Source organism: Cytobacillus sp. MT66 (assembly GCF_058792595.1).
The window spans coordinates 228,450-240,221 of record NZ_JBXAFB010000004.1; the positions used below are offsets into that span (position 1 = coordinate 228,450).

The following is an 11,772-nucleotide window of genomic DNA, read 5'->3' on the forward strand; positions in this document are numbered from 1 at the left end:
AGCAGAGGAAAATATGGAAATCTTCTTTTATTATATGACTTTTATATTGGTAACAATTATGTTTGTTCTGTTCTTTGCTATCCTTTTGGGCTGGCGTCTAATTGCAAAGCTAATGGTAAGGAAATATGGAAAAATAGCGATGTCAGATTCCTATGATGAAAATATTTCTGAGCTGCTCCCGGGGATACGGCATATTGGGGTAGCAGATTTGTTGGAAAACAGCCTGCGCTCGGAAACAGGTGACGTACTGCATCGGCCGCTTGGCTCCGGACGAAAATGGCCGCATTTGGATCCCATTACTTTTATCCCTGCGCAGACAAGTCCATTTCCAGTAGATAGCGAGGAAGAAGTGGATATTTCCGTAACGATAGGGCCAAAAGCCAAAAAGCCTATGGAGATCGAAATCCCCATCATGATTAGCGGGATGGCCTATGGAATCGCACTCAGTGAAGAAGCGAGGCTGGCCCTGGCCCAGGCTGCTAGCCTTGCGGGGACGGCTATTAACTCGGGAGAGGGCGGCGTGATGCAGGAAGAGCTGAATATAGCAGGTAAATATATTTTACAATTTTCCAAGACGGAATGGTCAAAGGAAGAGGAATTGTTTAGGCGGGCAAATATGATTGAGGTTAAGCTGGGGCAAGGAGCTTTGTTTGGAATTGGAGGAAGAATTTCTCCTGAAAATCTCACCGGCCGCGCTCGTGAAGTTATGGGTCTGAAAGAAAATGAAACAGCTGTGATTTATGATAATTTTTTCGAAAACCAGACTCTTAAGGAATTGCGTGAACTGGTTGTTCAGCTCCGAGATTTAACGGGCGGTGTACCGATCGGTGTAAAAATCGGGGCAGGCGGAAAAATTGAAGAAGATATTGACCATGTCCTTGAAATGGGAATTGATTATATCGCTATCGATGGGGGGCAGGCAGCTACTCATGGTACCCCGCCAATTCTTTCCGATGATATGGGCATCCCAACCTTACATGCCATTCCCCGAGCAGTTGAACACCTTGATAAACGAGGTATGAAAGATCAAGTCAGCTTAATCGCTTCAGGGGGGCTGTTAATTCCCGGACATTTTTTGAAAATGCTGGCGCTTGGTGCTGATGCTGTTTATGTCGGTTCAGCCATACTTTTTGCCGTTTCAAATTCGCAATCACTGAAAGCCCTTCCCTTTGAACCTCCTACTCAGGTGGTTTGGAATGAGGGGAAGTTCAAAAGTCAATTTAAAATAGAAGAAGGTGCAAAAGCTGCGGAGCAATTTTTAAAATCAAGCTCGGAGGAAATGAAATTAGCCTTAAGAGCCATGGGGAAACGCTCTTTAAAGGAATTATCCAAAAAGGATATCGTGTCTTATGATGAGATAACTGCGCAAATTCTTGGAATCCCTTATACATTTGATTCATGGGTAAATGAGAAATAAATTTTTAGCGGAGAAGTGACATATGCACTTTTTATTATTCTATCTGACCATAGCGATGTTATTGCTTATGCTTTTAGTTGTGCTAATCATTGTCATTGGCTGGCGCTGGATTGTGAAAAAAATCGTACAAATGACAGGGAAAATCATCTTAACGGACAGCTACCAGGAAAATATTATGGAATTAATGCCTGGACTTCGACATATAGGCATTCAGAATGTCATTGAAAATAGCTTGCGGGCTTCAAGCGGTAAAGTAATTTATCGTCCGCTTGTCAGCTCTTATATTAAATGGCCCCATTTAGATCCCATTACTTTTATTCCTGCGCAAACGACGCCTTTTCCAATTGATGGCGAGCAAGAAGTGGATATGAAGGTAACCATTGGCCCAAAAGCAAAAAAACCCTTAGAACTTAAGATTCCTCTTCTTATCAGCGGAATGGGATATGGAGTAGGAGTCAGTGAGCAGGCAAGAATCGCCTTGGCTAAAGCGGCAAGCAAATCTGGAACGGCTATTAATTCCGGAGAAGGCGGCATCCTGCCGGAGGAATTAGATGCCGCCGGAAAGTATATCTTACAGTTTGCCAAAGCCAATTGGGCAAAGGATGAGTCCGAAATCATGAGAGCTGACATGATTGAAATCAAATTGGGACAAGGTGCCGTGCTTGGCATGGGCAAAAAAATACCGCCTCAGGAATTGACAGGCCGTGCCCGGGATATTATGAATCTCAAGGAAAATGAAGACGCTGTTATATACGAACATTTTTTTGAAAATCAAACATTATATGAATTAAAAGAACTGGTGAAAGAGCTGAGGGACATGACTGGCGGAATTCCCATCGGTGCCAAAATTGGGGCCGGAGGGAAACTTGAAGAAGACATTGACCATTTAATAGAGATGGGGGTTGATTTTATTGCCCTTGATGGCGGCCAAGCCGCTATGAAGGATGCTCCTCCCATTTTATGCGATGACTTCGGTATTCCAACACTTCATGCACTTGTCAGGGCTGTTAATCATTTAGAAAAAAGAGAAATGCGAGATAAGATAAGCTTGATTATATCAGGCGGGCTCCTTAATCCAGGTCATTTTCTAAAAGTGCTGGCATTAGGAGCGGATGCTGTATACCTTGGTTCGGCGATCTTGTTTGCTTTGGCACATACCCAGTCTTTGAAGGCTATGCCTTTTGAACCGCCTACCCAGATGCTCTGGTATAATGGCAAATTTAAAGATAAATTTAGTGCCGATCGCGGGGCACAATCTGCTGAGTATTTCCTTACTGCCAGCATAGAAGAAATGAAAATCGCTCTGCGGGCAATGGGGAAAAGCAGTTTAAAAGAGTTAACGAAAAAAGATTTAGTTTCTTATGATCAATTAACTGCTAAAAAAGCAGGGATTCCTTTTTCCTCCAAACCGTGGCAAATGAGTAATTAATAAGTAAGAAGGAATTTTATTCTTTCAGAATTGTTGTAAAATATAGATAACCAAAAAGGAGAGGAGATCTATATGAAGGCAGTTATTTTAGATGATTGGGAAAGGAACTTTCTTCACAGTCCGAGTTTAGCAAAGCTAAAACAATATTTTGATGTTGAAATTTATCATGATATGCCTGACGAGGAAGAATTGATTAAGCGAATATCTCAAGCAGATGTTATTATGGCAGTCAGGGAAAGAACCAAGTTTACGAAAGAAATTCTGCAACAGATGAAAAGTATAAAACTGATTGCGCAGACAGGTGCTGGTCTTGCTCATATTGATATGAAAGAAGCAACTAGACTAAACATTCCTGTAGCAACAACACCAGGGGGAACACAAGGAGTTGTTGAGCTCATTTTTGGGTTTATGATTGCTTATTCAAGGAACATGCTAGTGTTAAATGAAGCTATAAAGGGTGGCCATTGGCCGCAAAGCGTCGGTTTTAACCTCGAGGGAAAAACCATTGGAATAATTGGTTTGGGGAAAATTGGGTTAGGGACGGCGAAAGTCGCTAAGGCCTTCAATATGAATGTCTTAGCGTGGGGTCCAACCTTGACGCCGGAGCGGGCAGAGGAGCATGGCGTAACCTATACGTCATTGGAATCTCTTCTGAAGGAATCGAGCTTCGTTTCTGTCTCAGTCAGACTTGTTCCAGAGACAAGGCATTTATTAAATGAATCTCATTTTAAGATGATGAGAAAAGATGCCTTTTTCATAAATACTGCAAGGGGAGAAGTGGCTGATGAACAGGCGCTTGTTAAAGCTCTAAAAGAAAATCAAATTGGCGGTGCAGGACTTGATGTTTTTGCTCATGAGCCGTTGGACCCTGATCATCCATTATTAACTCATAGCAATGTTATTTTGACTCCGCATATCGGATGGAAAACGGATCGAGTGTTTGAAAACTTCCTTGATGTATCAATAGATAATATTATTTCTTTTTTTATGAGTAATTCACCAAAAAGGATTGCAAACCCGGAAGTACTGGGACAAAGTCATGGCCGTAACTAAACGGCATAATAAAGGAATAACTTGAATAAGTATGCTACAATAATTAAGGTTTCTTAATCAAACGTTTGATTAATATAGGTACCCTCTATTAAAAACGTATTTTTCCCAAGTTCGGGGTTAAGCTAGGAAAAATACTATTTTTGACAGGGGGTATTTACTATGAAAAACGATGAAAAGAAAAATTTAAACAATGAAATTCATGAAGAAATGGAGATTATTAAAGATTTTGCTAATCCTGAACATAAACAGCCAGTTCCGCAGCCAAAGGATTTTGAGGAGATTGAATATTGAGCCTTTCACAGAGGACACCATAGGGGGTCCTTTCAATGAATAAACGTGTATATTTACTGGCCATTATCTCATTTGTTGTTGGGATGGTGGAACTAATCATCGGAGGACTGCTCGATTTAGTTGCAGCTGATTTACATATCACACTGGGTAAGGCAGGTTTTTTAATGACCGTCTTTTCATTATCGTTTGCCATTGCCGGACCAGTGATATTGACAATGACGCAAAAAATTGAGAGAAAGAAGCTCACACAGATTTGTCTGTTTGTCTTTTTAATTGGTAACTTGGTTGCCGTAGTAAGCCCAGTTTACTCGATTTTAATTCTTAGCCGAATTATTACAGCAGCGTGCGCGGCATTGCTTATCGCCTTATGCTTAACCATTGTGCCAACGATTGTAGAGAAGAAGTATCGAGCAAGAGCCATCTCCATTGTGTTTATGGGAGTTAGTGCCTCCTTGGTCCTTGGGGTGCCTTTTGGGCTAATGCTTGGGAATGTGTTTGGCTGGCGGGCACCTTTTGTTATGATTTCTATTTTAACTTTTATCTGCATGCTAGGTGTTCATTTCTTTTTAGGAAATATTGAATCGAAGCCAGCTGTGCCGATTATGAATCAGCTTCGTTCTTTAAAAAAGGGTAAAATAGTGTTTGCTCAAGCGACCTCCTTTATTTTCATTGCAGGACATTTAACCTTTTATGGATACTTAACCCCGTATTTGAAAACAGTCATGGGCATGGATGGCACTTGGGTCAGTATGGTGTATTTAATATTTGGAATAGCCGCTGTAGCAGGGGGAGGTATCGGCGGCATGATGGCAGACCGGCTGGGGCCCAAGTCCGCAATCTTTCTTATCGTTATTAGTTTTGCTGTGTGCATGTTCATGATTCCTGCATCGGCAGTTTCTGTCCCTCTTTTTTTAATATTGCTTTCTATCTACGGCATGCTTAGCTGGGCCATTACACCGGCTATTCAGACTTACCTGATTGAATTATCACGGGAGTCATCCGATATCCAGCAAACTTTGAACAACTCAGCTGTTCATATGGGAATTGCTTTTGGATCCTTTGTTGGCGGGATTGTCATTGAACAGTCATCCGTTAACATTAATCCCATCGCAGGCGGTTTCATTGTCATTTTTTCTTTTGCTGCAGCGGTGATTTCCATGGGACGCCGCAATAAATCGTTTTTACCAGGGGAATCATAAGTGTGAGTTATATCACATTTTTCAATTACTGTTTTACCTATAATAATATTAGAAACAGTAGTATGAAAAGGAGATCTCAACCATGACGATGACCTTAGGGCAAGAGAAAATCAATCTGTTAGTAGATGTTTTTTACAGCAAATTAACAAAGGATTCCTACTACAGCAAAATGTTTGAAGAACGCGGGGTAGACATTGAATTACTGAAGGAAAGGCAGCGTTCTTTCATCAGCCGGCTGGCTAATGAAAGTGATGAAGACGGAAAAACGAACCAAGTTAAAGAGAGGCATCCATTCCATACAACACCGGAACGTGCAGCGATTTGGATGGGCACAATGGAAGAAGCCATGAACGAAATTGAGCTTGATAAGGATGTAAAGAAGAACTTATTGGAGAAAATTGGATCTCTTTTGAATAATATTATTAAATAATATGTTAAAAAACCGCAGGTTCTTCTTTTCAAAGGACTGCGGTTTTTCACTTTCTCAATCGTAATGGAATGCATTAGGGGAGAATGCCTCCTTCAGTTTCTTCGATATTAGTATCTATAGCGGTTCTTTCATCGATTCCTAAATTTTTTATAGCAAAATATAATATTAAACAATGTTCAAAATTGGCGTAATCTAAAGATGTTAATTCCTTAATTTTCTCTAGGCGGTACACCAGCGAGTTACGATGAAGAAATAACTTCCGTGCAGCTTCACTGATGTTCATATTGCACTTACAATACGAAATAAAAGTTGATGCTAGTGTTTGAAAATTGACATGGTGAATAAAATCTTGAATTTTATCGGTGATTTTATCGGCTAGGCAGGGATTCAAACCATCTCCAAGAAGCTCTAAAATGATATTCCAATCATTATAATAATATATACGCGGGGATATACTTGTTTTTTTTCCGCCTTTTAAAGCTTTTAAAGAATCATGGTAGGATTCCTTAATACCAGCGATTCCTTGATTTACACTTCCTATTGAAATAGTTGCCGTATAGTTATATTTTATTTTTAAATAATGAATCATCCTTTTTATTTTGTGTTCCATTTTTTTAACAAAAAGATGATAAGGTTCATCTTCATTTAAAGTTTTAATTAATATAAATTGATCCAATGTTAATGAAGAAAGCAGATCCTCTTTATTGTCAGTTAAATAGTAACTTAATGTATTAACTAAATTATTCTGCAGAATTTGCCACGAAAATTTATCGGGAAGAGGTTCATTCTGAATGGAATGGGATTGATCTGTCGTGTTTATTTCAATTAGAAGACATACCCGATTGAACTTAAGGTCTAGATTGAATCCGAGCATTTTTCCGTATCTGACAATATAATCTGCATCTTCACTATCGACATAGTTCAATAAATAGTGGATTAAGTTATTGAGCGTTTTTGATTCAAGCACACTCATTTCTTTCTTTAGATATTCGTGACACATTAATTCCACATGGCTTTTTACTACCTGTGCATATTTTTTTACCTCGGCTGAACTGCCTACAATCCCCAGGACACCAATAGGTTCATTATTAATAATGATGGGGGCCGCCACACCGGGTAAGACATTATGGAAATCCTTCACATCTTCTGGTTCGTAGCAAATCGTTTCCTTTCGGTCCAATACCTCAATAGAGGCCTTATGAAAGGTGCCTAAACGAGATAGGTCAGTTGAACCAATGATATATCCTTTATTATCTGTAATACTTATTGGATACCCGATAATATTCGACGTGTTATCTGCAATGGATTGCGAAATATCTTCTAAAAACGTCAAATGGAACCCTCCTTCGGATAAAGATTGCTAATATAAGTAAATTCTCTATTCATTCTAAAATCCCTTGTGAAAATTGACTATTAAAATAATTCTAAATAATTAATTTACTGTATAAATTGCACATACTTAAAAATCGCAGTAAATAGTACAGTATTAAAAAGGACATTAATGAGGAGTTGGTTCATTTGGTTACAGGTAAGCTAGACTCAGCAAAAGGATATCATTATTTTGGAGCCGAAAATAAGAATAGTATTGTTACCCAAAAAAAGGGTCAATATGTTACAGGCTATTCGGTAGGAATTCTCTATTTAGACGAATGCTGGTATCCTGTCATTCCAGGAAATGTTGCAAATTTGCAGACATATGACTTTCCGGTAAGATTGAAGGTAGTCCCAAACTGTCATACTTCAAATCTGCTTTCAGGCGACACCACCTTGGAAGATGGAATTATCCGTGCTGCTAAGGAGCTTGAAGCGGAAGGGGCGAAAGCTATATGCGCCGCATGTGGATTCTTTGGGAATTTTCAGGATAAAGTGGCTGCTGAAGTTGATATTCCTGTATATCTGTCTAGTATGATTCAAATCCCATGGATTAAAACAGGGTTAAAACCAAACAGAAAAATTGGGGTTTTAACTGCTTATGCAGATGGATTGACGGAAAGATTATTTAAAAGCTGTGGGGTTGATGATTCAAGCGGTTTAGTCGTAGCAGATTTAAGCCATGCACCAGAATTTTCAGCAATTCTTGAAAATCGAGGTACATTTGATAATGAAAAAGTCAGGCAGGAAGTAGTGGAGGCTGCGGTCAGGTTAGTCAAAGAAAACCCTGATGTTGGAGCTATTTTATTAGAATGCAGTGATATGCCCCCATATGCCGCGGATGTTCAGAGAGCCGTACAGCTGCCTGTCTATGATTTTATCACTATGATTAAATGGGTGCATTTCGCCAATAGTCAAAAACCGTACTATGGATTCTTTTAAATCAATGAAAAAACCAGTGAATAAGCTGAGCTTCACTGGTTTTTTCTATTTTATTAATCTTCATATTTTGTTGTTATGGTGCGATACACCATAACTGAGAAGCCTCCCCAAAAGATGCCTAAAATGACGGTCATCATAATGATTGATGAAATGCCCATTTATACTCCCTCCTTAATATCTTTGGAGTTTTCAGTATTTAATTCCATAGGATCTAATCCTTCATCCTTTACAGAACTTCTTAGTTTGTGTTTTAAACGAAGGATGAAAGGGATAATGAGGAAGGCAATTAGTAACTGAAAAACAACGGTACCGACATTCGCTTCTTCAAAAGGTTTCCACCAGGTATCCGGATACCAAGTCGTTGCTTGATATAACCACCAGGCGGTAACGATAACGAATAAAGCTGGAATACAATATTTGATTGAATATACCCACATTTTATTAATCTTAATAAAACTCACTTCATTAATTTCTTCCTTCATTCTTTCAACCCCATACTTAATTGCTGCATAGGAATATAAGAAACAGGATAAAAGCAAACCTACTCCCCAAACCCAGTCCTGGTTGTTAAATATGGACATATTAATCGCAGAAGGAATTCCGCCTAAGAAAATAAGTATCACTGAAAGCCAGATCGCCTTTTTTCTTTTTATACCATGGTCGGAAATATTTCTAGTTATTAATTCAACCATGGCCACGAGGGATGTAAAGGCTGCAAATGCTAAAGCACCAAAGAAGGCAACTCCGAAAATATATGTCTGCGGCATCACGTTCAGTAATTCAACCATATAAATAAACGTTATTCCTGTGTTCCCTGAGCTAGTTGCTTGTGCAATGTATTCTGGAGATGGCGCTAAAGCAAAAATGGCTGGAATAATCGTTAATCCGGCTAATAATTCAACTGAATTGTTGCCTAGCCCAGCGGTTAGCGAGTTTTGGGCAATGTCATCCCGTTTCTTTGTATAAATGGCATAGGTTGCATACAATCCCCAACCTGCTCCAACCGACCAAGCGGACTGTGATAACGCTTCAAGCCAAGTAGAAGCCTTTGCAAGATACTCCCATTGTGGTGTAAACATATAGGAGATTCCATCAATAGCACCAGGTAAAGTCACGGAACGAATGGCAGTAAAGATGAGTAAAAGGAATAATAATGGCAGGAAAATTTTTGACATCCTTTCAATTCCTTTGGTTACCCCCATATAAACAACTGCTCCAGAGACACCAATTGCTAGAAAGTGAAAAAATACAGTTTCCAGGGGATTTCCAGTAAATCCTTCCCAAAGCTGATTGGAATCAATATGATTGGAAAACGTACCTTTTAAAGCTAGAAAAAGATACTTAAATGTCCAGCCTACTACGACCGAGTAATAAAAGGTAATTCCGATTAGAACAATGGTAATAAATGGACCAAACCAAGCAAATTTCTCTCCGATGAAATTCCGAAAAGAGCCGATGGTTCCCATTCTTGTTCTTCTGCCAATAAATATCTCAACCATGATTAACGGCAGAGACCAAAGAAATAAGAAAACAGCCCAGCCAATTAGAAAGGAACCGCCTCCATGCTCGGCAACCATCCGCGGGAATCTCCAAATGTTCCCGGTTCCGACTGCCATTCCCATAGCTGCTAAAATAAAACCTATTCGCGAAGACCATACCACTTGATTATCTTTCAATAAGCTCGACTCCTTATGATAAATTTTTGTATTGGTAGCCTTTTTCTCATTTGTTAGGGGTAAATATTCGTTCTTATAAATAGGATAGACTCTAAATGTTTATGTGCGTGGCTTCTAAGAAGAGTGGATCTAATTTTCTTTGAGGATACGAATATAAAGTTTGTTCATGACGGAAAACGCTTTCAAAAAGTAATCAGCCCCCTTTTGAATAAAATATTTACTAAATTCAAAAAATTCTATTTATTAATTCTAAATCATCATTCACCATATTATCTATGTGCAACATTAACAAAAATAGAAACTAGGATTTTTTATTTTTCTTGCATTTTTACTAAAAGTTTGGTGTGTATACGTGTTTTTAGTTAAATATAGGTGACTAGGGGGTATTCATTAAAAAATGGGTGCCGCAATTATTGTGGCACCCATTTGAAATCTGATAGTTTTAAAGCGAATCGGCTCTTGCTGAAGGTGAAATTTTTCTATCTTGAAAATTGGCCAGTATTTCACGCGCTTAGTTTTTTCTAATAATGCCAATTTTTCTGCCAGCCTGAGGGGGAATAGGAGTATCCCTCTGGCTTTCGGCAAGGAGGTCCACTTCCGATTGAATAACCTCCGGAAAGGGAGCGGGCCGGCCTGTAGCCATATCCAGCCCCATTAGCATTTGTTCGCTAGTTGCCAATTTTTCTCCAGCTTTATTTTCCATAGTGAAGAAGACGTGGAGCCGTTTAGAATCATAGTCTAATAGATGCAGTGATACATATAGTTCCTGTCCTTTATGGGCCTCAGCTAAATAGCACAGATGCGTTTCCAATGTATAGATTGAGTACTGTTCTTTCTCGCGGAAAGCTTCATTTATTCCTAATTCAATCATCAGCTGATCTACAGCCCTGCTAAAGACAATCGCATATGCTGAATCAGTCATATGGCCATTATAGTCTATCCAATCTTCAAGTACCGCTTCGCTTAAAAGAGGTCCATTAAACTTTGCCACCCAGATCACTCCTTTGCTAGATTTTTCCGTTCAGGTTTGCTGCCGGCCAGTATTTATTAAGGAGCTGCATGAGCTCAATGAGGAATTCGTCGCGGCGCTGTTCCAGCGCAGAGATAGAATGTCCTTTGGTTTGCTGTTCACAGCCCTCAATTACCTTATTGCTTAGCTCCTCTGTCAGTTCAGGAGCCACGAGCTTTGTCCATGGCAGTTTTAATGCAGGGCCAAACTGCTCAAGCATATGCCTCATTCCCTGTTCTCCGCCAGCAAGATGCAAGGTTAAAAACGGCCCCATTAGTGCCCAACGAAGGCCGGGACCATATACGATTGCCGCATCGACTTCCTCGGTTGTTGCTACGCCATCATTCACAATATGAAGTGCCTCACGCCAGATAGCTTCCATCAGGCGGTCAGCGACATGGCCTTCAATTTCCGTTGAAAGGATAAGCGGCTTCATATTAATAGAGTGATAGAAATCCTCAGCCATTTTGATTATCTTTTGATCGGTTTTTTCCCCGCCAACCAATTCAACAAGCGGAACTAAATAAACAGGGTTAAACGGGTGGGCCACAATCACTCGTTCAGGCATCTGGCAGTCTTGCTGGAGCGTGCTTGGTTTCAATCCGGAAGTGCTTGATGCGATAATGGCTTCTGGTTTGGCATGCTGATCAATTTCCGCTAATACTTTTCTTTTTAAATCCTCACGTTCCGGTACATTTTCCTGAATGAAATCAGCATTTTTTACAGCCTTTGCAAGGTTGGACTCAAAGGTAACCCGATTTTTGGATGCCCCTTCTGCTAATCCTAGCTTCTCTAGTGTGGGCCATGCCTGGTCAATTGCTTTTCGCATTCGTAATTCTGCATGCTGTGCAGGATCACAGGCAATAACATCATAGCCATTGGCAAGAAAACGTGCGATCCAGCCATTTCCGATTACGCCTGTTCCAACGACGGTAATTTGCTTCACATCTTTCAT

At 39.8% G+C, this 11,772-nt stretch carries 11 protein-coding genes; 7 read left to right on the forward strand and 4 right to left on the reverse strand.

What is annotated here, in order from left to right:
• Positions 1-13: 13 nt before the first annotated feature.
• From AC1Q59_RS09525 to AC1Q59_RS09550, 6 genes are all read left to right on the forward strand, one after another.
• Positions 14-1,417, forward strand: coding sequence for an FMN-binding glutamate synthase family protein (locus AC1Q59_RS09525; protein WP_492365577.1), 1,404 nt, complete (start codon positions 14-16; stop codon positions 1,415-1,417).
• Positions 1,418-1,439: 22 nt separating this feature from the next.
• On the forward strand, positions 1,440-2,846 hold the full coding sequence (locus tag AC1Q59_RS09530) for an FMN-binding glutamate synthase family protein (RefSeq protein WP_492365578.1): 1,407 nt from the start codon (positions 1,440-1,442) through the stop codon (positions 2,844-2,846).
• 72 nt (positions 2,847-2,918) lie between these two features.
• Entirely contained in the window at positions 2,919-3,899 is a 981-nt protein-coding gene (locus tag AC1Q59_RS09535) for a D-2-hydroxyacid dehydrogenase family protein (protein ID WP_492365579.1), read from the forward strand.
• 159 nt (positions 3,900-4,058) lie between these two features.
• A complete protein-coding gene (locus AC1Q59_RS09540) occupies positions 4,059-4,190 on the forward strand; it encodes a hypothetical protein (RefSeq protein WP_492365580.1) in 132 nt (43 codons plus the stop codon).
• A gap of 35 nt (positions 4,191-4,225) precedes the next feature.
• A complete protein-coding gene (locus AC1Q59_RS09545) occupies positions 4,226-5,389 on the forward strand; it encodes an MFS transporter (RefSeq protein ID WP_492365581.1) in 1,164 nt (387 codons plus the stop codon).
• 82 nt (positions 5,390-5,471) lie between these two features.
• Positions 5,472-5,819, forward strand: coding sequence for a truncated hemoglobin (locus tag AC1Q59_RS09550; RefSeq protein ID WP_492365582.1), 348 nt, complete (start codon positions 5,472-5,474; stop codon positions 5,817-5,819).
• A 73-nt stretch (positions 5,820-5,892) separates the two neighbouring features.
• Here AC1Q59_RS09550 and AC1Q59_RS09555 read toward each other — a convergent pair whose 3' ends face one another.
• A complete protein-coding gene (locus AC1Q59_RS09555) occupies positions 5,893-7,152 on the reverse strand; it encodes a CdaR family transcriptional regulator (RefSeq protein ID WP_492365583.1) in 1,260 nt (419 codons plus the stop codon).
• 185 nt (positions 7,153-7,337) lie between these two features.
• Here AC1Q59_RS09555 and AC1Q59_RS09560 point away from each other — a divergent pair, with 185 nt between their 5' ends.
• Positions 7,338-8,132: an aspartate/glutamate racemase family protein gene (locus AC1Q59_RS09560; protein ID WP_492365584.1), complete on the forward strand. Its 795-nt coding sequence runs from the start codon at positions 7,338-7,340 to the stop codon at positions 8,130-8,132.
• 158 nt (positions 8,133-8,290) lie between these two features.
• On the opposite strand, the gene AC1Q59_RS09565 is transcribed toward AC1Q59_RS09560, so the two are convergent.
• From AC1Q59_RS09565 to AC1Q59_RS09575, 3 genes are all read right to left on the reverse strand, one after another.
• Positions 8,291-9,808: a sodium-dependent transporter gene (locus AC1Q59_RS09565; protein WP_492365585.1), complete on the reverse strand. Its 1,518-nt coding sequence runs from the start codon at positions 9,806-9,808 to the stop codon at positions 8,291-8,293.
• 511 nt (positions 9,809-10,319) lie between these two features.
• Positions 10,320-10,799, reverse strand: coding sequence for a thioesterase family protein (locus tag AC1Q59_RS09570; protein ID WP_492365586.1), 480 nt, complete (start codon positions 10,797-10,799; stop codon positions 10,320-10,322).
• 16 nt (positions 10,800-10,815) lie between these two features.
• A complete protein-coding gene (locus AC1Q59_RS09575) occupies positions 10,816-11,772 on the reverse strand; it encodes an L-carnitine dehydrogenase (protein WP_492365587.1) in 957 nt (318 codons plus the stop codon).

Bases quoted from the DNA above. Each gene is read 5' to 3' on its own strand.
- AC1Q59_RS09545 (WP_492365581.1), top strand. From the start codon at position 4,226: ATGAATAAACGTGTATATTTACTGGCCATTATCTCATTTGTTGTTGGG.
- AC1Q59_RS09540 (WP_492365580.1), top strand. From the start codon at position 4,059: ATGAAAAACGATGAAAAGAAAAATTTAAACAATGAAATTCATGAAGAA.
- AC1Q59_RS09535 (WP_492365579.1), top strand. From the start codon at position 2,919: ATGAAGGCAGTTATTTTAGATGATTGGGAAAGGAACTTTCTTCACAGT.
- AC1Q59_RS09525 (WP_492365577.1), top strand. From the start codon at position 14: ATGGAAATCTTCTTTTATTATATGACTTTTATATTGGTAACAATTATG.
- AC1Q59_RS09550 (WP_492365582.1), top strand. From the start codon at position 5,472: ATGACGATGACCTTAGGGCAAGAGAAAATCAATCTGTTAGTAGATGTT.
- AC1Q59_RS09575 (WP_492365587.1), bottom strand. From the start codon at position 11,772: ATGAAAGATGTGAAGCAAATTACCGTCGTTGGAACAGGCGTAATCGGA.
- AC1Q59_RS09530 (WP_492365578.1), top strand. From the start codon at position 1,440: ATGCACTTTTTATTATTCTATCTGACCATAGCGATGTTATTGCTTATG.